Raw genomic sequence first — 23532 nt, 5'->3', positions numbered from 1 at the left:
GTCTTTTACCACCCCACAGTTTTGAACCCCAAAAACACCACCTGCCGCGACAGCGGCTTCGTTCAACAATGGCTTGAACAATGGCTTGCAAAATAACATGCACATGTGCATGCTGATGGAATAATCAAAATTGACTCATGGCAACCAAATCAAAGAAACCGACTTCTGCCAAGGGGCTTGGAATTCCTGGAACAAGCTCTTTTGACGTAAAACAGTTTTGCAGACGCTACAAGGTCGTCCGGCCTGATCTGACCCGTCTGACCGGGTATTCCCTGCGTGCCGTAGACAAGTGGGCGGCTGGAGATAAACCCAGTGCCGCCGCTCAAAAACAACTTAAAGAGTTAGTGCGTTTGTTCGATGCCCTGGCTGACCAGATGGAAACGAACTATGTGGGCGAGTGGCTGAAGGCCCCGAATGAAGCATTTGAGGGTTCGACTCCCTTACAGGTGATTGAGCGAGGGGAAAGTGATCGGCTTTGGAGGATGATTCATGAAATCCGTATGGGTGCCTTTAGCTGATACGGCTGACCAAAAGGGACGCCAAAGGGGGTGGTCCGAATAGCTAATTGTTTTCTTAGCGATTTTCTTGTCCGCCGGTGGCTAAACAAGTTAAGGAAAGGTCGATCCAAATCCCTTATTTGACGGGTGGCGGAAGGGCAGACTGAAAGCTGGTTAGTTGCCAGGTATTTCCTGCTCGGCGCCAGACCGCCATAAAGAGATATTTACCTGACTTCATATTGCCATCCTTGCCCTTGGTCTGGTCGAAGAAACCATTGAGCGTGACGATATCGGGCGTGAGGATGTTGGCCCGCAATTCGGATGTCTCGAATTTCGTGTAGCGCAGGCCTTCTTTTAGTGAACCGATATGCGATTCCTTGGTCTCCTGAAAATTGTTGCTGTGGGTGTAATTGAAATCGGATGCGAGAATTTTATTCAGCGCTTTAAGGTCGTGAGAAACGAGGGCTGTGTTTCGCGCCTCGTTGGCGGCAAGGACGGCAGCAATGGCGGGGTCAGACTTCGCGTCAGCGAATGCACAGACCGTCAGGCTGATTAGAAGAAAGGTAAGCGGAGTAAGTTTTGGGGTAAGTTTCATGGTGAGAGATCAGCTTCAATTGTCCCACGAAACGCAAGTGAAAATAGTGACGGTCGACAAAAGGAGGGTGCCAGGTTGATTCCCCGCTTGCTAAGGTTCAATTAAGCAAACACGGTTTTTCACGAACTGAATCGATCCCATTGAATCTGCTATTAACAACCAGTGCGAGTGAATCCAGGTAACACTCGTCAGGGCATCTTATGGATGCTGTTGACCAACCTGATGTTTGCCTGCGTAACCGGAGTTATTCGTTACCTGGGGTCAGATATGCCCGCCATTGAAGGCGCGTTTATCAGATATGGAATTGGCACCTTGATGATTGCGCCCATCATTTTGCGAAACTGGACGGGACTACCGGAACGCAAAACATTGCAACTGTATATAGGACGTAGCCTGATTCACGGGGTCGCCGTCATCTTGTGGTTTTTTGCCATGGCGCGTGTCCCGATGGCTGAAGTCACCGCACTTGGTTATGTAGCGCCCATTTTCGTGACGATTGGAGCGGCTATGTTTCTGGGGGAGCGTTTGCATCTCAGGCGGATCATCGGGGTTGTAGCTGGCTTTGTCGGAGCGATGGTTATTATCCGGCCTGGGTTTGAGGAGGTTAATCTTGGGCAACTGGCACAATTAAGCGCCGCCCCGCTATTCGCAGCATCGTTCATTATTGCGAAAAAACTGACGGCACGGGAAGACCCCTCCATGATTGTGGGCCTGCTCTCCGTCGGATGCACTTTGACCTTGTTACCGGGTGCGATCCTTCAATGGCGCCCGCCCACCGTCGCGGAAGTTGGCTGGTTGTCTTTGAGCGCTTTGCTGGCAACTTTTGGTCACTACGCTTTGACCAAAGCGTTTGCCGCCGCGCCGATTACGGTGACCCAACCGCTTTCTTTTCTACAATTGGTTTGGGCAACCGCGATGGGAGTCATGTTGTTTAGTGAACCGATTGATCCCTTTGTTGTGTTGGGCAGCGTGATTGTGATCACAGCAGCCACCTATATCTCACATCGCGAAATGCGGGAACGCAAGCATGCTTCGACTCCGCCTGCCGTTGCGACGATAGACTAGGAAATAAGGGTTTTAAGGTTTAACAGGTTCAGGGGTTGGAAAAGTTCAGGGGTTGGATTAAGATTAAGATTAAGAGGAATATTAGGAGGAAGACGAAGAGGAGGAAGACGAAGATTAGGAGGAAGATGATGGGGACAAGGTAGTCTGGTATTTACCTGATCGTTTCCTGCGATATAGGTTCTTTGCATGATTTTTGGTAATTCAAAGTTTGAAGGAATCATGAAGAGGTCCGTCCTTCTTCTACTGCTTTTTGCTGTATCCTGTTCTACTCAGCGAGAGGAGGAATCGTTCATTGCGGTTACGGATGAGTTTCTTTCTGAATTGAAACTGATGCAGGGGGACAAGAATGCCTTTACTCCCGATACTTATTACGCGCCGGGCGGGGTGATCGGTATCGTCGCAAACGGGGAGTTGGTCGTTTGCCGTCCATTTGGCTATGGTGAAGCTTCGAATGTAGAGGCGTTGGTCAATCAACCCGCCGACCTGATCGATCCCGCGTTGGGCCAACCGGTCAGGCAGGATTCGTTATTTCGGCTGGGATCTACAAGCAAGCTTTTCGTCGGGCTCGCCCTGGCTCTCTGCAAGGACCAGGGACTCGTAGATTATGAGGCTCCGGTATCCAACTATATTGATGATCTCCGGAAAAAAGAAGTCGGGAAACTGACTTTGAAGCAGCTTTTCACCCATACCGGAGGCCTACCCTTGCTGCACAAGCCCGGTTTGCGGGAGCGGGACGACGAGGTTACCCAGGCCACCATGGCCGAGATTGTCGAAAACGCGGCAACCTTGTCTCCTGACTCATCGAAAATCGATCAATACGCCTATTCGAATGTGGGCATACTCCTCCTTGCGGAAGTCGTAAGTCGCGTGCAGGAACTGCCATACGAGGCCTTTATTCAGGTTGAGATTCTTAATCCTCTCGAGATGCATCATACCTGGTTCCACACCCGCGACATCGATCTTAAGCTGAAGACAACGGGCTACTTCCCCCATTTTCAACCGGCTGTCGATCCCGACCTGCAAGGTTACGCCCCGGTCGGAGGTATGTACTCCACGGGGCAGGACATGGCAAAATTGATGGGGCTCTTTCAGCTCGCCGTGGACGAATCTCATTCAGCTAGCCTGCCGATCAATGCCTCTGTTATTCGCGACCTGGCGTCTGTGTATTTTCAGGAAGGTCAACATCGTATGGGTGTGTCGGTGGATATAGGATACAGGGACGGGCATACCATGATCGGGCACAATGGAAGGATCGATGGATACGCATCTTTCTTCACGTTTTCCAGGGAAGCAAAAACGGGGCTGGTATTCATGGCCAACGGTGGCTTCCCACTTGGCCGGACCACCGCCCCCGCGCTTTTCGAAAAGATCCTTGAATCGATGGAAGCCAACCGCATGGCTGATTGAGTGAACTTGGAAAATGGAGACGGACCTGGATGGCACTAAGTTTAAGCATTATTCGGGCGAAGCTACCTTCCGTTTTCGCACAGAATTCTTTGGGCTGATTCACTAAAGAAAAATTCACCTCCCTCCATTTGTAGGAGCACTTTTAGTCGCGACCCGTAGGTTTTTGATTTACGAGTCGCGAATAATGATGCCTATGCCGCCCAAAAGGCGCTCATTGAACGAGGCGTCACCGTGTCCGATCCGGTGGAAGTTTTCGGAGGCAATCCCATCGGTGCCTTCCTCGACAGCGAGGGAAACAAACTCTTGTTCTGTTCCGAATCTGGGAATGGGTAGAGGCGCAGGAAAGAGGACGAAGGTTGTAACGAGTGACAACCATACAATCATTTAAATATGGACGGAGCAAAGGGACGATCCAATTCCCTTATCTGACTCTATTGGCGGTTTTAAATTTTATCCTTAACAACGGGCAAATCTACAAACTTCCCCGCACGTTTCTCCATCTTGGCCATTTGAGATTCGATCATTTCTTCGCTCTTCAGCATACTCATATTCCAGACTGCTACATAGTCCAAGCCGTCCGCGGTTGAGTGATCACGCGCATAGTTGATCATCTTTTTGCAGCCGTAAACAGCCAGCGGCGCGTTCGATGCAATTTCCTCAGCAATCTTCATTACGCCCTCAAGCATCGATTCCTGATCCGGGAAAACTTTGTTTACAAAACCTAAACTCAACGCTTCCTCGGCCGGCAAAGGCCTACCCGTATAAGCAAGTTCACGAACAATCCCTTCGGGCAGTAGTTTTACAATTCTGGGAAATGTTCCAACATCGGCTGTCATGGCGATTTTGATTTCATAGATGGTGAAAAAGGCACCCTCGCAGGCATACCGAATATCGCAGGCTGTTGTGAAATCAACACCACCTCCGATACATCCGCCCTGGATTGCCGCCAATATGGGAAGGCGACATTGTTCCAGCGTAGTAAAACTATCCTGCATCAGAGATACATGGCTGTAAAAATCTGCTGCGGCCTGGGTGTCTTTTGTGTTTTCATCGACCAGGATAGCGCCTTCGGTCACGGCAAATTCCTTCAGGTCCAGACCGGCGGTAAAGTGAGGACCCGTTGAAGAAATAACAATCACCCGCGCTTTTGCATTGTGATCGATATCCTTAACCACTGCAGGAAGGTCATTCCAGAATGACCGTGACATGCAGTTTCTTTTTTCCGGACGGTTCAGCTGAATATGTGCAATCTGATTTTCGATGGAAACTTCAAAACAGGGATAACTGACGGTTTCGCTCATGGTAAATGGATACTAGCTAGGTTAACTTAAAGGTAGGGTGTTTTCATTCTTTGACTGCATCCTTTATTACATAACTTCGGTCAGAGCAAGGCCTCTGCGAAGGGAGTCAAATGTCAATTATTGGTACTTATAACAAGGTGGATATCAATCTTCGGCTACAACGAGCCTGTTAACTGCGGATCTGATTCTTTGCCCATAGGTGCGCTGGGCAACCTCCAGGTCATGAGCTGTTTGCAACCCAAGCCAAAAGCCTGGCGTGGTTCCAAAGTAAGACGATAAACGAAGTGCTGTCTCAGCGGTAATGGACCTTCGCCCCTTAATAATCTCAGTCAATCGGGAGGCCGGAATTCCTGAGTCGTGTGCCACCTGAATTTGAGTGAGACCCATGGGGATTAAAAATTCTTCTCGAAGAATTTCACCAGGGGTAACCAAGGGTAGTTTCTCTGTTTTAGCCATGTGTTTAATGATAATCGGTTATCGATACTTCGCGAGCAATCCCTGTTTCCCTACAGCTTGATCAATCATCCTAAGTTTTCTGCGCGCTCGTTGTTGGATATCGTAAGGCAATTTCCGTGATCGACGACCTTCAAAGACATTTTCAGTCTCTTTATCTCCGAACGATTCAATCACTGAGGGAAACTAGAAATTACTCTAATTACGTCAAGCGTAATTAGGTGTGGCAGAAAAGGGAGGGTGTGATTCTTTCTACGGGGTAAATCCCTGACTGCGGTTGTTGTTCGCTTCGCTGTCGCCTTCGGCTCGGTATGGCAAAACCGCCCTACCTAAGTTAGACAAATCCAGGGTAGGGACCGATCGCCGAGCGGTCTGTTTCAGATGAGTTTGAAGAAAAAGAGGCAAAAATATCTCGAACCTCCCCGCAGAAAGAATCACAACCCTTATCTCCTTAAGATGACCAAAGAATTGACTTCCTGAGCGTTTTTAGGGTTATAAGCATTTAGTCGCAAATGCGCATCATTCGCTCTGAATCAATCTTCAGATCTTACTAGTTATGGATCCAGTTTTCATTTTTTATACCGCCTGTCGTCACGTTGCTCCCGAACACAGACGGACAACCCATGCCCCGGAACACACGCCGCTGTACCGATTCTTTAAGAACATCATCTTACCGAGCTGGATGCGTAATCGCCCTGGCAATTTCCTATGGGTAATCACGGTCCTTGCTGTTCTTTCGGTCCTTCCATCAGTTGCCTTCGGTCAGGTGGCTGCGTCTCCGGTGCCGGCCTATCCCAGGAGTGGAGCGTTTGTGCGCGCTGACAACGAACGCGTGACGATCTGGGAAGTGCAACGCGAGAAAGGAAAGCCGTCTCCCATGTACCGGCTTCCTCTCGACCAGGTCTCCGTTGTTTTGACGGAAGGGGCAGTCAAATTCACGCGACCGGACGGTTCCTATGAAATGCAGCAACTGCGTATCGGTGCCGTACGCTTTGAGTCGAAAGGCACCGTCGTCCAGGACGAGGGGCTCAGCGACATCCCCAGCCGTGAAATTGTTTTCCAGCTCAAGGACTATGTTCCGCCCAGCACGACACCCATGGTCGAAGGCATCCCTGGACGATTTCCGCGTCTCGACGCAACCAAGTTGTTCGAAAACGAGCGGATTGGCGTGTGGGACCAGGCTTGGTTGCCAAACCGGCCAGTGACTATGCATCTTCACTACACCGACGCCTACTGGGTCTACATTCAGGAGGGATACCATCGCGTCCGCGACTGGGGCCAACCGCCGGGCCCGGGGCGTTTGCGCTATGTGGGCTACATAGGAGGAGTGGCTGAACAGACGACCACACCGGTGCGTGACATAAAGGACATTCCCCCAGTAGGGAATTCCGCGCCGGCCGAACCCATGCGAGTACCTCACGAAGAGGAGGTCGTGTCCGGAAACCCACGGGCAATTTGGATCGAATTCAAATACGGCAAGTAGCCGTGCTCGGCAAAGAGGGACCTACTTGTTGGCTCTTATTTCGCTACTGGAAATTTAACGGTTTGGATATTCGCCTTCCTCAATGGCGATGCGGTGGAGTTTTTTCAGGGCGGCTTCTGTTTTGGCGATGGAGGGCTTGCCGGCCAAGTTGTTAAATTCTTCCGGATCGGCGGGGATGTCGTAGATCTCGCGGCTGCCGTCTTCGTACTGGATGAGTTTGTGTCTCTCGGTGCGGATCATGTTGTTGTTAACCTGACCGTAGGTCGATTGGGCCGGGATATGCCAGGCTGCTTTGGGATCCTTGAGTAAGGGAGTGAGGTCGTGGCCAGTGATGCGATCATCGGGCAACTTCAGGCCAGCCATGGCCATGACGGTGGGATAGATGTCGATCAGACTCACTGGCCGGAAACACATTTGCCCGGCACTTTGAGGATTGCGCGGGTCTTTGATAAAAAAGTTCACCTGGTTTGCGTCGTCCCAAAGGGCAAACTTGGAGATGTGCAATTTTTCGCCCAGGGCATAGCCATGGTCACTCCAAAGAATAATCATGGTGTTGTCGGCGTAAGGGCTGTTTTCCAATCCATCGAGAATGCGTCCCACTGCACGGTCAGCCACCGCGCAGCTGGCGAAGTAATGGGTGAGCATGTTTTTCCAGCCCTTGAGGTCGCCTTGATCGGAATCGATGCTCAGCCCGTGTTCAAGCATGGCGGTGAATCGGTCTCTGCCCAATTCCGGTTTCCCTTTTTTGTCTCTTGAAAGCCCCGACCACTTGAAGGCGTACTCGGGAACATCGTCCGCGTCCTGCTTAAACAGTTCAAGCAGATCGTAGGTGACCGTCATTTCCTTCGCCGGGAATAGATCCAGCAAATCCCTGGTGGCATAATAGGGGAGGTGCGGTCTAAAAATTCCGAGGGCCAAAAAGAAGGGCTCATCTTCGGACACTTTAAAAGTGGTGCCTTCAAAACTTGCCTGGCCTGTTTCGAGCACCCGGGCCATGAAGTCTGCTTTCCGGTAATCATCCAGCAGGGTAAGGCTGGTGTGGTCGTCACCTTCCTGTCCCCAGTCCAGGCCATCGCTTTTCCATTTGGAGGGTACCCGTTCGCCGGCGTCGCCTGAAACATTGGTCCAGTCGGTCCAGGATCGGGGGTTGTCGGAGTCTTTAGCGCTAGTACGATTGTGGAAAATCTTGCCGGTTGAGGCCGCATACCAGCCATGTTTCCGCAGGTACTCGGGCATGGTCTGCGCGTCAGCCAAATAGCGGACGCCTTCGTATTCGTACTCCCGAAAGAAGGTTCCGCCTGCATTGGTGGTCAGGCCTGATTTGTGAGGGCGGATTCCGGTCATCAATGCTGCGCGACTGGGATTACAGGCCGGCGCTGCGCAATAGGCATTCATGAAAGTAATTCCCTGGTCGGCCAGGCGCTGAATATTGGGGGTCATCCGTTTGGCCACTTCGGTACGCAGCTTCTTGTCAGGATAAATATGCTGGAGGAAGTTTCCCGGGTCCTCAGCGAAGACCGAACCGATCGGTTTCAAATCGTCTATGGCGATGAATAGAACATTCAGGGGACGCTTTGAGGAATGGCTGTTGCCAAAACCAAAACTACCGGCAGCGGCAAATAAGAGTACTAATAGAAAAGAGGTTGGTTTCATAGATAATTATTTTTAGGGTAACATGAAATAATGGGCATGGCTGATTTTTTGCCGATCCCCGAGGCTTTATCACTGATAAGCGTTAGACCATGGATTTGCATAAAGTGCGATATTTTAAACAAAACGCGACCCCAGCTTTAAATTGGCGCAAAGCTGGCTATTTTCCTTGATCGTTTTCGAACGAGCCCACTAACTTAGCCCGCTTATTAATATGAGTCAGTCCGACAAGGAAATAGCCTATAATTCCAAAGTTGAAGGCGGAGTTGTAACAAGCCGCCTCGATTCTGTCATAAACTGGGTACGTTCGAATTCAATTTGGCCAATGCCTATGGGCCTTGCCTGCTGTGGAATTGAGCTCATGGCTGTGGGTGCTTCCCGCTTCGATATCAGTCGATTTGGTGCCGAAGTGATGCGTTTTTCGCCCCGTCAATCCGATTGCATGATCGTGGCCGGGACGGTGACCTACAAGATGGCTCCTGCTGTAAGACGTATCTACGATCAGATGGCTGAACCCAAATGGGTAATTGCCATGGGTGCCTGTGCTTCAACCGGAGGCATGTATCGTTCCTATGCGACTATGCAGGGAGTTGATCGGATTTTGCCGGTCGATGTCTATGTGAGTGGATGTCCTCCACGCCCGGAAGCATTGTTGGATGCGCTCATAAAACTTCAAAAGAAAATTGGTACTGAACGGTCCGCGAAACACCTCGTATCCGCCTGATGGACGACGATTTTTTGTCCAAGCTTTTAAACTCCCAAAATTATCTAACTCAACGTGACAGCGCCGATCACCCGGCCGTAAATTGTCCCGCTGAGCGATGGCTCGATTGCGCCACCAGCTTGAAAGAGGAGCACGGGTTCGATCTGTTGTCCGATGCCACCTGTATTGATTGGGATAAAGAGAGTCCCCGTTTCAGCGCGGTGTATCATCTGTTTTCTACGACGACTCACAATTATATCCGCATAGTTGTTGATGCTCTGGACGACGAAAACCCGTCCGTGCCTTCTGTTACCAGCCTTTGGGACGCCGCCAATTGGCATGAGCGCGAAGCCTACGACATGTTTGGAGTTTCGTTTGAAAATCATCCTGACCTGCGCCGTATTTTGATGTGGGACAGTTATCCCTGGCATCCCCTGCGCAAGGAATTTCCTCTCGCGGGTCACGAAACCGATCTTCCTGATTTGGAAGTGAGCGAAGAAACCGGAACGCCGGTTATTCCTGCACCGATGGCGGGTGGTCCATTTGTCTCAAGTCAGCAAGTCGGCATGATGAGCAAGAACGAGCCCCGTGGAGCAGATCAATCCTGGAACGAGGAAGAGGAGAAACGCTAAAGATGGCTACAAAAGAAATTTCAATTGGGGATGTTTTGGCCCGTTCGTCCGACTTCGAGCACGAGTTGGATACTGAAACGATGACCCTGAGTATGGGGCCATCCCACCCCAGTACGCACGGAGTTCTCCGACTCAAACTGGAGCTCGATGGTGAAGTGGTTACGGTGTGCGACCCTGAACTCGGCTACCTCCATCGTGGGGACGAAAAGATTGCCGAGAACATGACCTATAATCAGTTTGTGCCGTACACTGACCGTTTGGATTATTTGGCGCCACTTGCCAATAATGTGGCCTACGCCATTGCGGTTGAGAATTTGGCCAAGCTTAAGGTTCCACCGCGTTGCGAGGCGATTCGGGTTTTAGTTTCAGAATTGGCCAGAATATCGGCGCACCTGTTGGGCTTGGGTGCCTACGCCATGGATACCGGTGCACTGACGGTTTTCATGTTTACCTTCACCGAGCGTGAAAAACTCTACACCTTGTTTGAAAAACTGACGGGAGCCCGGCTCACGACCAGTTTTACGAGAATAGGTGGTGTTGTACGGGATCTGCCGAAAGACTGGCTTGAGGAAGTTTCAAAATTTCTGGTTCAACTCATTCCAATTATTGACGAAGTTGATGCCTTGTTAACCCGCAACCGTATCTTCGTGGATCGCACCAAAGACGTAGGTGTTATTTCAAAAGAAGATGCGATCAGTTATGGATTAACCGGTCCGAACCTTCGTGGATCGGGAGTTCCAGTCGACCTGCGCAAGGATCGGCCCTATTCGGGTTACGAACAGTATGATTTCGACATTCCGGTCGGAACGGTTGGAGATTGTTATGACCGCTATTTGGTCAGGATGGAAGAAATTCGACAGAGTGCCCGTATCGTTGAGCAGGTGATTAAAACCATTCCTGAAGGCCCGTACTTTGCGGAACACGCGAAAAAGATTTTTCCGCCAACCAAGGACAAGGTAATGAGCAGTATGGAAGAGCTCATTCAGAATTTTATGATCACGACCCAAGGGCCTCAAATGCCGGCTGGTGAGGTTTACTTTGAGGCGGAGAATCCCAAAGGAGCGTTAGGATTTTTTATCCACTCCAAAGGAGGAGGCGTACCTTATAGAATGAAAATCCGTGGTCCGTCGTTTTGTAATTTGAGCATTCTACCTAAAGTTTGTGTGGGAGCCATGCTCTCCGACGTAGTTTCAATTCTTGGAAGTCTGGATTTTGTGATGGGGGAGTGTGATCGATGAATTTATCCCAGGAAACATTTCAAAAGATTGATGGCTCTATTCCCAAATATCCGGAAAAGCGCAGTGCCGTCATGCCGCTGCTGCACTTTATTCAGAGTGATCAGGGTTATATCTCGAATGAAGCGATCGAGTGGGTGGCCGAAAAATTGGAGCTCCAGCCGATCAACGTTCTGGAGGTGGTTACTTTCTTTCCTTATTATCGGCAAAAGAAGTTGGGCAAGGTTCACGTTCGGGTATGCCGCACGCTTTCATGTGCGTTGATGGGTGCCTACAAGCTGGGTGACGAGTTGGAAAAAGCGCTCGATTGCAAGATGGGGCACACCAAGGAAGACGGGTCCCTGACTCTCGAATATGGCGAATGTCTCGCCGCTTGCGGAACAGGACCAGTGGTTTTGGTCGATGAAGATTTATACGAAAACTTGAGCAAAGCCGGAACGGTTGAGCCAATGATTCAAGAAATTAACAAACGGGCTCGTGTGGGGGTGTCCGCAGCGGAGTAGGAGATTATCATGGCAGCCGTTGAACGAAAAATTTTACTGAAACATGCCGACGAGGACTATTACTCGCCGAGCATTGATAGCTACCTCGAACATGGAGGTTACGAAGCTCTTAAAAAGTCGCTTGGTGAGAAACCTGAGGACTTGCGTGAGGAGGTCAAAGATTCCGGGCTGCGAGGTCGCGGAGGAGCCGGATTTTCCTGTGGAGTCAAATGGGGCCTGGTTGATCGAAAGAGTGGCAAACCCATTTACCTGATTTGCAATTGCGACGAATCTGAGCCCGGCACTTTCAAGGATCGCCAGTTGGTTCACAAGGATCCCCATCAGTTGATCGAAGGCATGATGATCTCTGCTTTTGCCAACGATGTGAAACTTGCGTTTATCTATATCCGGGAAGAAATGCCTCTCGGTGCGAAGATCCTGGAGAAGGCGATTGAGGAAGCGCGGGAAAAGAATTTTGTCGGAGAAAATATCCTGGGATCGGATTACTCCTGCGACATTGTGGTTCACCGCGGCGCCGGTGCTTACATCTGTGGTGAAGAGACGGGACTTATCGAGTCGCTCGAAGGCAAGCGTCCTTACCCACGTATTAAACCCCCATTTTTCCCGGCGGTGCTCGGTCTCTATCAGTGCCCAACCATTGTTAACAATGTGGAGACACTCTGTAATGTCGTCCACATCGTGAATATGGGTGCCTACAAGTATTCCCTTATCGGTCGTCCTGGAAATACCGGTACGCGCATCTGGTGCGTGAGTGGCCTGGTTCAAAAGCCGGGTTACTACGAAATTGAACCCATGAGCATGCGGGAGTTGCTTTACGACATTTGTGGAGGACCACTCCCCGGACGTAAGTTCAAGGCCTGTATTCCCGGTGGTGGTTCCATGAAAATCCTGGGCGCTGAAGAAAGCTTCAGGGATCGAGTAGGAAAGAAATTTTCGTTTGATGAAATCATCGTTGATTACGACGGCATCATGGCCGCTGGTTCCATGTCCGGTTCGTCCGGGATGATGATCCTTGATGACAGCACGGATATTACGGAGGCTCTCGCAAACATCACCGCGTTTTATGCTCACGAAAGTTGTGGTCAGTGCACTCCTTGTCGCGAAGGCTCACTCTGGAGTAAGAAAATTACGGCGCGTATGTGCACGGGAGGCGCTCGCGAGGAGGACGTGAATCTGCTTTACGACATGGCCGGTAACATTGGTGGCCGAACCGTTTGTCCCATGGGCTATTCCACGACCTGGCCGGTTCAAAGTTATATTGATAAATTTCGCGATGAAATCATGGCAAACGCCAAAGCGAACACCTGTGGTATGAAATCGTACGATGAAAGGCTGATTGAGAAATGAGCGAAGGACAAAAAGATGATGGATTGATCAGCGTCTTCATCGATGACGAGGAAGTACGCTGCAAGCCGGGTACGAATTTGGTGGATCTTGTAGCAAGCGTTGGCCAGGAGATTCCGCACTACTGTTACCACCCGAAGCTAAGCGTTTCCGGAAATTGCCGGATGTGTCTGATTGAAATGGGTATGCCGGGCCGGGATCGCGCAACGGGTGACCCATTACTCAATGAGGATGGGACGCCGCAGATCATGTTTTTCCCGAATCCGGCAATCGCTTGCGGCACCAAAGCCAGTCCTGGAATGCATGTGCGTACCAAGTCGGAAATGGTGAAGAAGTGCCGTGAAGGTGTGATGGAGTTTCTGCTCATCAACCACCCGTTGGATTGCCCTATTTGTGACCAGGCCGGAGAATGTCGTCTGCAGGAATTTGCAACCGATTATGGCAAAGGTTACAGCCGTTTTATTGAACAGAAAGTTGTTAAGCCGAAACGCACGGTTTTAGGACCACGTGTGATGTTGGATGACGAGCGTTGTGTGCTTTGTTCACGTTGTATTCGTTTTTCACAGGAAGTGGCCAAAGACGATGTTCTGGGATTTGTGGACCGTGGCAGTTATTCAACGCTTACCTGTTATCCCGGAAAACAACTGGAAAATAATTATTCTTTGAACACCGTGGATATTTGTCCGGTGGGTGCGCTGACCAGTCGGGACTTCCGTTTCAAAATGCGGGTATGGTTCCTGAAGGAAACTCCCAGTATTTGCACCGAAAGCAGTGTGGGTGTTAATACCCTGGTCGCGAGTCGCGAAGGAAAGATTTATCGAATCACGCCGCGTCGTAATGACGAAGTAAACGACACCTGGATGTCAGACAGTGGACGTGTTCTTTATAAAGAAGTCGAAGCTGCGAATCGCCTGACTGAGGCGGGCACTGTTCAGCAAGTCCAGGCCTTACTCGAAAGTGAAAAACTGGCGTTTGTTGGTTCCGGTAAATCCAGTGTAGAAGAGCTGTATTTATTTAACCGACTCAGTCGCGCAACCAAGAGCGTTGCCAATTTTATTGTTGGTCGCACCCAGGAAGGCGATGATCTGTTGATTTCCACTGACGCGAACCCCAATACACGTGGTGCATTGAGCGTAGGGTTTATTGAATCCCTACCGGAAACAGCACTGAACGAACTGGGTTCAAAGATCGATACCGGGGAAGTGGATACAGTAGTTGTCTACAACGAAGATTTTACGGTAGCAGGGATCAGCAGCGAGCAATTGGCCAAAGTGAAAGTGATCTATTTTGGTACGCATTCCAATGCCACTGCTGAGGTAGCCGAAGTTGTGCTTCCGACTTTAAGCGTATTTGAAAAACAAGGCACTTTTATCAATCAGCAGTTTCGTTTACAAAAATTCCTCGAGGCAGTTCCTGGACCTACAGGTGTGGTGAATGATCTGGTTTCGCTTTCTCAATTGTTAAATCACATTGAACCTGACACGGGCGCTTTGGATTCTGTAAACAAGATCTGGGCGGAACTTTCCAAGGAAGTGAGCATGTTTAACGACCTGTCGTTTGGAACGCTTTCTCCAGAAGGTCTTCAATTGGATGGCTCCGCTTTTGCTCATCTGAAATTCAGTGAAGGCAAAACGCTTCACTACTCACCTGCAGCCGAAACCGTGGAGGCAGAAGCTTAAACCCAATGGATCTGATCGATATCATCTGGGTAATTGTGAAGGCAGTCATTATGGCGGTCGGATTGCTGTCCATCAGCAACCTGGCGGTGCTTGGTGAACGTAAAGTTTCCAGCTGGATTCAGGGTCGGGTTGGACCTAATCGCACCTCGATTCCCATCATTGGGGCGATCCCGATTATCGGACCGCTGTTGACGGGGCTTGGATTATTTCAACCCGTGGCCGATGGATTAAAACTGTTGCTTAAGGAAGATCCCGTTCCGGATCATGTAAACAAGTTCTACTTTTTTCTCGCTCCAGTCGCGGCAATGATCCCGGCCATTACAACTGTGGCTGTCCTGCCGATTGGGCAAATCATGACCGATGGAATAGCTGTTCCGTTAGTCCTGGCGGATCTGGATATTGGTATTCTGTTCGTTTTTGCGGTTTCCTCGCTTGGAGTCTACGGCATGATTCTGGCCGGTTGGGCGTCAAACAGTAAATATCCTTTTCTTGGTGGTATTCGTTCGTCTGCTCAGATGATCTCCTACGAATTGTCGATGGGGCTTTCCATTCTGCCAGTATTCATGTGGGCAAATGCACCTGGAGTGGATAGTGGGCTGAGTCTGTTTGCTGTTGTTCAAAACCAGGAACACTACTGGGGAATTATCTTCATGCCAGCATCGGCTTTGTTATTCCTTGTTTCATTATTCGCAGAAACCAATCGCCTGCCATTTGATATGCCGGAATCGGAGTCCGAGCTGGTGGCGGGATTCAATACCGAGTACGGCAGCTTCAAATTTGGATTATTTTTTGCGGCCGAGTACGCTCACATAATTGTAGGTTCCGGGATTTTCGCGGTTCTGTTTCTCGGAGGCTGGCATTGGTTGCCTGGCTTCCCAATGGCTATCGAAGGATGGTTGGGCGCGGTGCTATCTGTTGGCATCTTCCTGGGTAAGACATTCTTCATGGTATTTTTCTTTATGTGGATTCGCTGGACCCTTCCACGCTTCCGTTATGACCAGGTTATGAAACTTGGTTGGACCATGATGTTGCCTCTGGCGGTAATTAACCTGATTCTGTACGCGCTTATTTTCGCGTTCATGGATTCACCAAAATAGAGGAGTTTGATATGGCTATTAAAAAAATAGAAAGAAAACCACTGACCCTCGCGGAGAAGACCTACCTTCCGCAAATCGCTTCTGGGTTAAAGATTACTTTCCAGAACATGTTTCGCCCGACCATCACCTTGCAGTATCCAGAGGAACGGCCGGAAATTCCTGAAAACTACCGTGGTGTTCCAACCTTGGTGAAAGATCCCAATGGTCGCGAAAAATGCGTGTCCTGCCAGCTTTGCGAATTTGTCTGCCCACCCAAAGCCATCCGGATTACTCCGGGTGAAATTGATGAGGAAAGCGAAAACGCACACGTGGAAAAAGGTCCTCAGGAATTTGAGATTAATATGCTCCGCTGCATCTACTGCGGTCTCTGCCAGGAAGTTTGTCCGGAGGAAGCCATTTGGCTTCAGGATACTTTTTCCGTTTCGGGCTACACCCGTGAGGAACTCATTTACCAAAAAGATAAACTTTACGAACTTGGCGGAACCTTGCCTGACACCCATTACAAGTGGGATAAGAAAAAGGACGCGGAGGAAACCGGTAACCCGCATTAATACCATCTACCTATTCACTCACTTATAAAGCATGGTTGATTTCTTATTTTACCTATTTGCTTTGATTACGCTTCTTGGCGCTGCCTCGGTTGTTTTCAGTAACAACCCGGTAAATGCAGCCATGTTGTTGATCGTGTCCTTTGTGGGAACCGCTTCTCTATTTATTTTGTTGGGGGCCTATTTTCTGGCTGCGGTTCAGCTGGCCGTTTACGCCGGTGCGGTGATCGTGCTGTTCCTGTTTATCATCATGCTTCTGAATGTGGATGCTGCGACAAAGGTAAGGCCAAATTATATAACCATCGCAGCCGGAGCGATAGCCGGACTCCTTATGATACTTGGCGTGCTCAAGCTTTTCAAACGGGGCGACAATTTTACCATGGCTACTCTCGGTGAAGTTGAGCCCGTCGGCGCCACTACCAGACTGTTCGGTGAAGAACTATTCACTACCTACATGCTGCCTTTCCAGGTGGCGGGCATTCTTCTCCTTATCGCCATGTTGGGTGTCATCTTTATTAGTAAGCGCACCGCGGCAGCCAGAAAGGGAACGGTATGACAATCGGCCTTAATGAATTTTTAGTGGTGAGTGGTATTTTGTTCACGATCGGATTTGTAGGAATTCTGGTGAGGCGCAACACGCTTATCATCTTCATGTGTTTGGAAATGATGCTCAATGGCGTAAACCTGGCTTTGGTTTCATTCTCACGTTACAACGGTTCCATGGACGGCAATCTCCTGGTCTTTTTTATCATCACAGTTGCTGCGGCTGAAGTGGCGGTTGGACTGGCCATTATTGTAGCGCTATTCCGTAAACGACAAACCGTTTATGTTCAGGAACTCAATGCGTTAAAGAACTAGTATGGACTCAGCGCTCATTTATAAACTTTTGTTCCTGTTGCCTCTGGTAACAGCTGGTATGATTGCCTGCTTGATGAGAAAGAAGCACACGCTGGCAGCTGTGTTTTCCGTGATTTCCGCAACCGTATTCTCTGGACTCGGACTCTACTTGATTTTTGCTTCGGAACGGACGGCCTGGTCTGTGTCCTGGTTATCACTCGGTGGTTCGGAAGGTCGCGCGTTCGACTTGAACTTTGGAGTGTTATTCAACGACTTGTCGGCATTGATGCTTTTGGTTCTGATCATTGTCGGTCTTCTGGTTCAGGTATTCAGTCTCGGATATATGAAGGAGGACCCGAGCAAGGCACGTTTCTTTGCTGGTTTATCCATCTTCATGTTTTCCATGTTGGGAATCGTGCTGGCTGATAACCTGGTTATGATTTTTATCTTTTGGGAGCTGGTTGGATTTAGCTCTTACGTGTTGATCAATCACTATTTTGATAAGCCGGCGGCGGTGGCGGCTTCCAAGAAAGCGTTTATCGTTAATCGGGTAGGGGACTTCGGTTTTCTCTTGGGGATTGTGTTTGTATACTGGCAGTTCGGCACCTTCAACCTGGTTGAGCTCGAAGCCAAAGCAGCGTTGAGTCCGGGTCTGCTTTCAACCGGAATGGGGCTGTTACTTTTTTGCGGCGTCTTGGGCAAATCCGCACAAATGCCTTTGCATGTGTGGTTGCCCGATGCGATGGAAGGTCCGACACCGATCTCTGCTCTGATCCACGCCGCAACGATGGTAGCGGCAGGTATCTATTTTACCGCTCGCGTCTATTTCCTGATGACGGACGAAGTCTTGAATGTGGTGATGTGGATCGGAACCATTACTGCCCTCTTCGCCGCCATCGTCGCTTTTGGACAGAACGATATCAAGAAAGTGCTGGCGTTTTCGACTCTCTCACAGCTCGGCTATATGGTGGCTGCACTTGGATTAGGCCGATACGCGGAGTCGACCGGACACGGCGTCGAAGCAGGTTTAGCAGTTGGGGCGGCCGTCGCCATGTTTCACCTGACGACGCACGCATTTTTTAAGGCCTTACTCTTTCTCAACTCAGGATCAATCATCCACGCCTGCCACCATGAGCAGAATATTTATAAAATGGGTGGATTATCGGGAAAAATGAAACTTACCTTTGCGACTTTTACGATAGGTGTATTGGCGATTGGTGGATTTCCATTCCTCGCCGGATTCTTTAGTAAGGATACTATTCTACATCTGGCGCATTCAGCCTCGGCACATGGAGGCAGTTCAGTTCCTTTTTATATTCTTTTGGGAACTGCAGCTCTTACCGGTCTCTACATGGGGCGATTGTTCGTGGTTACGTTTTTCGGAAAAGCCCGCTCGGATCATGCGGCCCATGCGAAGGAAAGCGGGCCTGCCATGGTCATTCCGTTAGTGATTCTCGCTGTGCTGTCTGTGATCGGTGGGTACACAGGGATTTATGGTCATAGTTTCGATGGAGTGTTTCATTCCATCCATATGGCGGAAGGATCGTTTAAGACCTTGATGATAATAACGGGGACACTTTTCTCAGTCGGAGGAATCATTCTGGCCTGGTTGATTTGGAGTCCGAATAAAGAAACAGATACCCTGGAGTCAGGCGCGCCGGTCTTGTTTAAAGCGTTGGGCAAACGATTATACTTTGATGCCGTTTACGATTGGTATGTTGAAAAAGTTCAGGATCGCGTCTCTTTGATTCTGAGTTTTCTGGATCAACTGTTTATTTCCGGACTCATGGTTCGGGGCACCGCAGGAATTGTAGGTTTGTTTGGAATCATTTCACGATCGATGCATACAGGTAATCTGGGGGGCTATGCTTACTGGTTCGCCATTGGCGTGTTGGTGCTGGGCGCCATCGCATTTGGAACCATAACATTCTAGGAGAGCGCATGAACAATTATTCCATACTTCTTCTCAGCACCATCCTGGTTCCTTTGGTAATTGCTATCATTTTACTTGGCTTTGGAAAATTGCCGAAGAGCGTAACGCAATTTCTGGCAACGCTTGGGTTTTGTTTCCCTGCCCTGGGTGCTTTGATTCTTTGGGTGAATTTTGTTCCAACTGATGCCTCCGGTTACGATTACCTGATGACCTTGCCGACCGGACTTGAAGCCTTGGGCATTACATTGAAACTCGGATTAAATGGGATTTCCGTTCCTTTGTTTTTCCTGGCTGGAATCGTTGGCCTGGCTGCTGGAATTTATGCGATGCAGAGTGGAGCTGAACGCCTGCAACAGTACCTGATGTTGATTCTTTTCATGCAGGCTGGATTGATGGGCGTTTTTGCTTCGGTTGATATTTTCTTTTTCTACTTTTTCCACGAGCTTGCTTTGATACCTACCTTTATTTGTATCGGAGTATGGGGTGGAAGGGATCGTCACTCTGCTGCGATGGAGATGACGATATATCTGACTTTGGGAGCTATGCTTTCCTTGCTCGGCTTGCTCGCGATTTATTTTCAAAGCGGAGCTGAGTCTTTTGACATTATCTCGCTCAAAGCTGCGGTGCTGGCTTCGCCCATCGACGGTGGAGCGCAGACAATAATTTTCGGACTGCTACTCTTTGGATTCGGAATTCTTGTTTCCTTGTTCCCCTTTCATTCCTGGGCACCCCGTGGATACGCATCGGCACCTACCTCTGTGGCCATGTTACATGCGGGAGTCTTAAAGAAATTTGGACTGTATGGATTTATCCAGGTGGCATTACCACTCGTTCCATTGGGAGCAAATCACTGGAGCATGGTCCTTGCCTGGCTGGCACTTGGAAGTGTTTTGATTATCGGCCTAATCACTATCGCTCAACGAGACCTGAAGGAAATGGTTGGATTCAGCTCGGTTATGCACATGGGCTATTGTTTCCTGGGAATTGCCTGTATGTCTGTTCTCGGATCTGCGGGCGTAATCATTACCATGGTTGCTCATGGATTAACCGTGGCGTTGCTGTTCCTACTCGGGCATGTTGTGTATAAACGAACGGAGACCTACGACATGCACGACATGGGTGGTTTGGTAAAACATGCACCGGCTTTGGCAGCACTATTTTCAGCCGCTGTTTTCGCGAGTATCGGTCTGCCAGGACCCGGACTTTTGAATTTCTTTGGGGAGTTTACCGTATTCACGGCGCTTTGGGAATTCAGTAGACCGATCACTGCCATTGCCGTTTTGGGTGTGATTATTTCAGCGGTTTATGGACTGCGCGCGATTGGTCGCATCTTCTTTGGCTCACCTTCTGAAGTGTTTGAAAAGCATCTTAAGGAAAATTCGATCAAGGATATTTCCACGGCTGAAAAAATTCCTACTTTACTATTACTTATAACACTTGTGGTTATCGGTCTTTTTCCGCGGATGATGACGGACAACATGAACACCAGCCTTGAGGATAATTTTTTATCCATCAATTCGGAGTTGAAACAACTGGCCATCGAAGAGCCTGCGAAGTCTGCGTTGGAATTGGCGCAATCTATCGAACCCTCGGCCAAATAGCACGAATATGACTGGAGATTATATAGATACTAATACGTGGAGTGCTATTCTCCCGGAGATTATTTTAGTGGTACTGGCTTTATCTCTTTTGTTGATCGATATGTTCGGCGGCGAAAAAGGAAAAGACCTGGTCGGCAAAGTTGCGGTTGTTGGTCAGCTTGTATTGTTAGGCTTGGGATTGACGGTGTTGAGTGACAATCTGGGAATCCTCAATCAGGAAACATTTTCCGGAATGCTCTATCACTCGGAATTTGGCCAGGTGATGCGGCTGTTCTTTTTAACCAGTTCGATTCTCACCTCATTTCTCGGATCTATTTTTCTGAGAAAGCACGGGCTTCCTGGAACGGAGTTTTACGCCATCCTGCTATTGGTGACCTCCGCGATCATGCTGTTGGCTCAGAGTAATCATTTCGTCATGCTGTTTGTTGCGTTGGAAACTGTGACGATCGGTTTCTATGTTTTGGTGAGTTATAATCGCGATCGCTCCAATAGTTTGGAAGCGGGCTTGAAGTATTTGATTATGGGTGGATTCAGCACCGCGATACTCCTTATGGGTATTGTGCTGATTTATGGCATCGCCAGTACTCCGGGATTGGCTGGAATGTCTGGAGAAGCTTTGAAGTTTTCTGACCTCCAATTGTTTCTTGGACTCAATAGTGACAATCTAATTGTGAAGACCGGAGTGCTTATGGTTTTTGCCGGTATCGCATTCAAAATTGGATCCGTGCCGTTTCAGATTTGGATTCCCGATGTTTATCAAGGCGCACCCACCCCCGTAACTGCGGCCTTGGCCGTTACTTCGAAAGCCGGAGGATTTGCCATCCTTATCGTTTTGGTTACCGGACCGTTCAAGCCGATGGCTCAGTTATTGGTTCCTGTGCTTAGCGTCATGGCTATCGCCACCATACTTTTTGGAAATATCGCCGCGTTGACCCAGAGAAACGTGAAGCGACTCATCGGTTTATCGGGAGTTTCGCATGCGGGGTACTTGCTGATGGGAATTGTCGCAATGTTCACGATTCCGGCAGCTCAAAATGCTGTGGTGTTTTACCTTATCACCTACCTGTTGGCCTCCTACGCGGTATTTGGAGTAATGGCTCATCTTTCAAGTAAAGGAAAAGATGACATTCAACAGCTTAGTGACTACCAGGACCTGTTGGAAGAAAGACCTTTTCTTTCAGGCGTACTGGTGCTCGGGCTGGGTTCTCTGGCTGGTATTCCTCCGCTCGCGGGATTCATTGGGAAACTGCTCCTATTCTACGCAGCCTTCCAAGCTGGATTGTACAGTTTACTTGGAGTGGCAATTGTTGGTGTGGTAATTTCGATCTATTATTATTTTGGTTGGATTAAGGAAGCGACCTTCCGGTTTTGGAAACTACCCGTTTTGGATGGCGAGGAAGCTGAAGCTCTTCGCGATTGGCCGGATGTTTCCAATCTTGCCAAATTGACTTTGGGTGGGCTCGCACTACTAACCCTGTTGCTTGGATTTTACCAAGGTCCACTCAGCTCCTTAATCGGTGGTTGAGGCTGGCATTTTTTATTTTCATCAAAAAGAGGGCCGGGTTTTGGATTTTTCCTCGCCCTTGAATTGCAAAGTTCTAGGCTTCAAAAAAACCTATGAATGTAACCGGAATCGCACTGGTCTCCCCCGACGCCGCCAAAGACAATCCCAAGTTAACACCAGAGCTACTTGCCTCCGTATTGGCGCGTTATTCGAGGTCAAATATTGGTTTGGAAAAAATCCTTGAAAAGGTTGATCTTAATGAAGCGGATGCATCGATCGACCGTATTTTGAAGTTCGTTGATTATGGTCACGCTTCTATTGCGGGCCTGACTGGTGGAATCGCTATGGCGATCGATGACGTGTCCATGTGGTTGGCTTATAAATTATTTGAAATCGCTCAGATGGGTGATGGGCAGGAATCCAGCACGCGGTACATCAGCATGGACGAGAGCAGCCTACTGGAGCCTGAAGATGTGGGTGTTCCAGCAGGCCTGGCTGGTGAATGGAAATCAATCATGCTCGAAAGCTTCCGGGCTTATCAGGCCGAGTACGATCGCTTGGATGTATTGGCGACTGAGAATCCCGAGTTAATCCGTTATCCGGAAAATGCGAATCCGCTTGTAATAAAACGAATTCGCAAGAACTACGCTCTCGATCGAGCTCGCTACTTTATGCCCTTTGCTTGCAAGACGAGTATGGCTCTGGTTATGAGTTCAAGAATGTGGACTGAAGCAATCAAGCACCTCGAATCGCTGCCTCAAATCGAAGCCCACGCTTGCGCTAATGCCATCCGGGAGGAGTTAACTAAATTTTCTCCAAGGTTGGTGAAACATAGTAAGTCGGAATATTCTTATGAGGCTCAAGCTCGCCAGGAATTTGATTACAGTTTGAAGTTGGGATTGGAAACGCTTTCGACAGACAATCTTGCTGACGAAGTTTGGGTGAAAGTTGATAACGAGGTTCCTGACTTTCTCCCCGATACCCAGTCGATGAAAGACGCTCTGGGGCACCGGGCGAATCGTTACGGTCGATGTGGTTATTCGATTCGCCGCATGCGCGTTTCATTTGCCTGGAATAACATGGCGATCGCCGAGTTACGTGATTTGAACCGTCACCGGACCGGTCATCGATTTACACCCATGATACAAAATGGTTTCTATTTACCGCCTGAAGTTGATCCTGCTCCGCATCAGGAACTGTTGATTCGTCAAAAAGCGTTATTGAAAACATTGATGGAATTAAAATCACCCGCTTATGTTTACGGTCTTCTCTTGGGGTCTCAGACGCCTTTCGAGCATAGCACTCATGCTGATAAATTTGTCTACGAAGCCGAACTCAGAACAGGAATGGGTGCGCACTTTCGTTATGCTGAACACCTAAGCAAGGCGCTGCATAAGTTTTGGGAATTGGTTCCCGAATCCAAACCGTTTATTACGGAGGGCACTGCTGAGCCTGAATAGAGTAT

The 23532-nt window shown here is 49.2% G+C and carries 23 protein-coding genes and 1 pseudogene; 18 read left to right on the top strand and 6 right to left on the bottom strand.

Annotated features, from left to right (window positions below; genetic code table 11):
• The first annotated feature begins 137 nt into the window (after window positions 1-137).
• A complete protein-coding gene (locus O3C43_13770; GenBank protein ID MDA1067560.1) occupies window positions 138-518 on the top strand; it encodes a DUF2384 domain-containing protein in 381 nt (126 codons plus the stop codon).
• Window positions 519-633: 115 nt separating this feature from the next.
• Here the strand turns inward: O3C43_13770 and O3C43_13765 are convergent, their stop codons facing one another.
• Entirely contained in the window at window positions 634-1092 is a 459-nt protein-coding gene (locus O3C43_13765; GenBank protein MDA1067559.1) for a nuclear transport factor 2 family protein, read from the bottom strand.
• 168 nt (window positions 1093-1260) lie between these two features.
• Between O3C43_13765 and O3C43_13760 the strand changes: the two genes are divergently transcribed.
• Both O3C43_13760 and O3C43_13755 read left to right on the top strand, forming a co-directional pair.
• Window positions 1261-2157, top strand: a complete 897-nt coding sequence (locus tag O3C43_13760; protein MDA1067558.1) for a DMT family transporter — start codon at window positions 1261-1263, stop codon at window positions 2155-2157.
• A gap of 219 nt (window positions 2158-2376) precedes the next feature.
• The gene (locus tag O3C43_13755) at window positions 2377-3564 is read left to right on the top strand and encodes a serine hydrolase (GenBank protein ID MDA1067557.1); all 1188 of its coding nucleotides are present in this window, start codon (window positions 2377-2379) and stop codon (window positions 3562-3564) included.
• A gap of 168 nt (window positions 3565-3732) precedes the next feature.
• On the opposite strand, the gene O3C43_13750 is transcribed toward O3C43_13755, so the two are convergent.
• The 4 genes and pseudogenes from O3C43_13750 to O3C43_13735 form a co-directional block, all read right to left on the bottom strand.
• Window positions 3733-3948, bottom strand: coding sequence for a hypothetical protein (locus O3C43_13750; GenBank protein MDA1067556.1), 216 nt, complete (start codon window positions 3946-3948; stop codon window positions 3733-3735).
• A 59-nt stretch (window positions 3949-4007) separates the two neighbouring features.
• On the bottom strand, window positions 4008-4865 hold the full coding sequence (locus tag O3C43_13745) for a crotonase/enoyl-CoA hydratase family protein (GenBank protein MDA1067555.1): 858 nt from the start codon (window positions 4863-4865) through the stop codon (window positions 4008-4010).
• Window positions 4866-5009: 144 nt separating this feature from the next.
• Complete coding sequence (locus O3C43_13740; protein ID MDA1067554.1) at window positions 5010-5321, bottom strand: HigA family addiction module antitoxin; 312 nt, start codon at window positions 5319-5321, stop codon at window positions 5010-5012.
• Window positions 5322-5375: 54 nt separating this feature from the next.
• Window positions 5376-5495: pseudogene (locus O3C43_13735) on the bottom strand (plasmid maintenance system killer family protein).
• Window positions 5496-6000: 505 nt separating this feature from the next.
• On the opposite strand from O3C43_13735, the gene O3C43_13730 reads away from it, so the two are divergent.
• Window positions 6001-6801, top strand: coding sequence for a hypothetical protein (locus O3C43_13730; protein ID MDA1067553.1), 801 nt, complete (start codon window positions 6001-6003; stop codon window positions 6799-6801).
• Between the two features lie 54 nt (window positions 6802-6855).
• Here the strand turns inward: O3C43_13730 and O3C43_13725 are convergent, their stop codons facing one another.
• Window positions 6856-8454, bottom strand: a complete 1599-nt coding sequence (locus O3C43_13725) for a sulfatase (protein ID MDA1067552.1) — start codon at window positions 8452-8454, stop codon at window positions 6856-6858.
• A 211-nt stretch (window positions 8455-8665) separates the two neighbouring features.
• Between O3C43_13725 and nuoB the strand changes: the two genes are divergently transcribed.
• The 14 genes from nuoB (at window position 8666) to O3C43_13655 (ending at window position 23527) form a co-directional block, all read left to right on the top strand.
• Entirely contained in the window at window positions 8666-9175 is a 510-nt protein-coding gene (nuoB, locus tag O3C43_13720; protein MDA1067551.1) for an NADH-quinone oxidoreductase subunit NuoB, read from the top strand.
• The gene (locus O3C43_13715; protein ID MDA1067550.1) at window positions 9175-9786 is read left to right on the top strand and encodes an NADH-quinone oxidoreductase subunit C; all 612 of its coding nucleotides are present in this window, start codon (window positions 9175-9177) and stop codon (window positions 9784-9786) included. The genes nuoB and O3C43_13715 overlap by 1 nt, the downstream gene beginning before the upstream one ends.
• A gap of 2 nt (window positions 9787-9788) precedes the next feature.
• Window positions 9789-11024 (top strand): NADH dehydrogenase (quinone) subunit D, encoded by a 1236-nt coding sequence (gene nuoD / locus O3C43_13710; GenBank protein MDA1067549.1) that lies wholly within the window; start codon window positions 9789-9791, stop codon window positions 11022-11024.
• Window positions 11021-11524 carry an NADH-quinone oxidoreductase subunit NuoE gene (gene nuoE, locus O3C43_13705; GenBank protein MDA1067548.1) on the top strand — a complete coding sequence of 168 codons (504 nt, stop codon included), beginning with the start codon at window positions 11021-11023 and terminating at the stop codon, window positions 11522-11524. The genes nuoD and nuoE overlap by 4 nt, the downstream gene beginning before the upstream one ends.
• A 9-nt stretch (window positions 11525-11533) precedes the next feature.
• Window positions 11534-12871 carry an NADH-quinone oxidoreductase subunit NuoF gene (nuoF, locus tag O3C43_13700; protein MDA1067547.1) on the top strand — a complete coding sequence of 446 codons (1338 nt, stop codon included), beginning with the start codon at window positions 11534-11536 and terminating at the stop codon, window positions 12869-12871.
• Window positions 12868-14547 carry a 2Fe-2S iron-sulfur cluster-binding protein gene (locus O3C43_13695; GenBank protein ID MDA1067546.1) on the top strand — a complete coding sequence of 560 codons (1680 nt, stop codon included), beginning with the start codon at window positions 12868-12870 and terminating at the stop codon, window positions 14545-14547. Before nuoF ends, O3C43_13695 begins: the two co-directional genes overlap by 4 nt.
• A 5-nt stretch (window positions 14548-14552) precedes the next feature.
• Window positions 14553-15644 carry an NADH-quinone oxidoreductase subunit H gene (locus O3C43_13690; protein MDA1067545.1) on the top strand — a complete coding sequence of 364 codons (1092 nt, stop codon included), beginning with the start codon at window positions 14553-14555 and terminating at the stop codon, window positions 15642-15644.
• Between the two features lie 11 nt (window positions 15645-15655).
• Window positions 15656-16195 carry an NADH-quinone oxidoreductase subunit I gene (locus O3C43_13685; protein ID MDA1067544.1) on the top strand — a complete coding sequence of 180 codons (540 nt, stop codon included), beginning with the start codon at window positions 15656-15658 and terminating at the stop codon, window positions 16193-16195.
• A gap of 31 nt (window positions 16196-16226) precedes the next feature.
• Window positions 16227-16748, top strand: a complete 522-nt coding sequence (locus tag O3C43_13680) for an NADH-quinone oxidoreductase subunit J (GenBank protein MDA1067543.1) — start codon at window positions 16227-16229, stop codon at window positions 16746-16748.
• Entirely contained in the window at window positions 16745-17050 is a 306-nt protein-coding gene (gene nuoK, locus O3C43_13675; GenBank protein ID MDA1067542.1) for an NADH-quinone oxidoreductase subunit NuoK, read from the top strand. Before O3C43_13680 ends, nuoK begins: the two co-directional genes overlap by 4 nt.
• 1 nt (window position 17051) lies before the next feature.
• The gene (gene nuoL / locus O3C43_13670) at window positions 17052-18962 is read left to right on the top strand and encodes an NADH-quinone oxidoreductase subunit L (GenBank protein ID MDA1067541.1); all 1911 of its coding nucleotides are present in this window, start codon (window positions 17052-17054) and stop codon (window positions 18960-18962) included.
• Between the two features lie 8 nt (window positions 18963-18970).
• Window positions 18971-20563, top strand: a complete 1593-nt coding sequence (locus O3C43_13665) for an NADH-quinone oxidoreductase subunit M (protein ID MDA1067540.1) — start codon at window positions 18971-18973, stop codon at window positions 20561-20563.
• Window positions 20564-20570: 7 nt separating this feature from the next.
• Window positions 20571-22088, top strand: coding sequence for an NADH-quinone oxidoreductase subunit N (locus O3C43_13660; GenBank protein MDA1067539.1), 1518 nt, complete (start codon window positions 20571-20573; stop codon window positions 22086-22088).
• Window positions 22089-22180: 92 nt separating this feature from the next.
• Window positions 22181-23527, top strand: a complete 1347-nt coding sequence (locus O3C43_13655) for an FAD-dependent thymidylate synthase (GenBank protein MDA1067538.1) — start codon at window positions 22181-22183, stop codon at window positions 23525-23527.
• The last annotated feature ends 5 nt before the right edge of the window (window positions 23528-23532 follow it).

Source organism: Verrucomicrobiota bacterium (assembly GCA_027622555.1).
In the GTDB taxonomy this organism is placed as follows: Bacteria; Verrucomicrobiota; Verrucomicrobiia; order Opitutales; family UBA2995; genus UBA2995.
Note: the sequence above shows the minus strand (reverse complement) of the source record. Positions and strands in the feature narration are given on the sequence as shown.

Coding starts and splice junctions, on each gene's coding strand:
- O3C43_13770 (MDA1067560.1), top strand. CDS start 138: ATGGCAACCAAATCAAAGAAACCGACTTCTGCCAAGGGGCTTGGAATT.
- O3C43_13765 (MDA1067559.1), bottom strand. CDS start 1,092: ATGAAACTTACCCCAAAACTTACTCCGCTTACCTTTCTTCTAATCAGC.
- O3C43_13755 (MDA1067557.1), top strand. CDS start 2,377: ATGAAGAGGTCCGTCCTTCTTCTACTGCTTTTTGCTGTATCCTGTTCT.
- O3C43_13750 (MDA1067556.1), bottom strand. CDS start 3,948: ATGATTGTATGGTTGTCACTCGTTACAACCTTCGTCCTCTTTCCTGCG.
- O3C43_13745 (MDA1067555.1), bottom strand. CDS start 4,865: ATGAGCGAAACCGTCAGTTATCCCTGTTTTGAAGTTTCCATCGAAAAT.
- O3C43_13740 (MDA1067554.1), bottom strand. CDS start 5,321: ATGGCTAAAACAGAGAAACTACCCTTGGTTACCCCTGGTGAAATTCTT.
- O3C43_13730 (MDA1067553.1), top strand. CDS start 6,001: ATGCGTAATCGCCCTGGCAATTTCCTATGGGTAATCACGGTCCTTGCT.
- O3C43_13725 (MDA1067552.1), bottom strand. CDS start 8,454: ATGAAACCAACCTCTTTTCTATTAGTACTCTTATTTGCCGCTGCCGGT.
- nuoB (MDA1067551.1), top strand. CDS start 8,666: ATGAGTCAGTCCGACAAGGAAATAGCCTATAATTCCAAAGTTGAAGGC.
- O3C43_13715 (MDA1067550.1), top strand. CDS start 9,175: ATGGACGACGATTTTTTGTCCAAGCTTTTAAACTCCCAAAATTATCTA.
- nuoD (MDA1067549.1), top strand. CDS start 9,789: ATGGCTACAAAAGAAATTTCAATTGGGGATGTTTTGGCCCGTTCGTCC.
- nuoE (MDA1067548.1), top strand. CDS start 11,021: ATGAATTTATCCCAGGAAACATTTCAAAAGATTGATGGCTCTATTCCC.
- nuoF (MDA1067547.1), top strand. CDS start 11,534: ATGGCAGCCGTTGAACGAAAAATTTTACTGAAACATGCCGACGAGGAC.
- O3C43_13695 (MDA1067546.1), top strand. CDS start 12,868: ATGAGCGAAGGACAAAAAGATGATGGATTGATCAGCGTCTTCATCGAT.
- O3C43_13690 (MDA1067545.1), top strand. CDS start 14,553: ATGGATCTGATCGATATCATCTGGGTAATTGTGAAGGCAGTCATTATG.
- O3C43_13685 (MDA1067544.1), top strand. CDS start 15,656: ATGGCTATTAAAAAAATAGAAAGAAAACCACTGACCCTCGCGGAGAAG.
- O3C43_13680 (MDA1067543.1), top strand. CDS start 16,227: ATGGTTGATTTCTTATTTTACCTATTTGCTTTGATTACGCTTCTTGGC.
- nuoK (MDA1067542.1), top strand. CDS start 16,745: ATGACAATCGGCCTTAATGAATTTTTAGTGGTGAGTGGTATTTTGTTC.
- nuoL (MDA1067541.1), top strand. CDS start 17,052: ATGGACTCAGCGCTCATTTATAAACTTTTGTTCCTGTTGCCTCTGGTA.
- O3C43_13665 (MDA1067540.1), top strand. CDS start 18,971: ATGAACAATTATTCCATACTTCTTCTCAGCACCATCCTGGTTCCTTTG.
- O3C43_13660 (MDA1067539.1), top strand. CDS start 20,571: ATGACTGGAGATTATATAGATACTAATACGTGGAGTGCTATTCTCCCG.
- O3C43_13655 (MDA1067538.1), top strand. CDS start 22,181: ATGAATGTAACCGGAATCGCACTGGTCTCCCCCGACGCCGCCAAAGAC.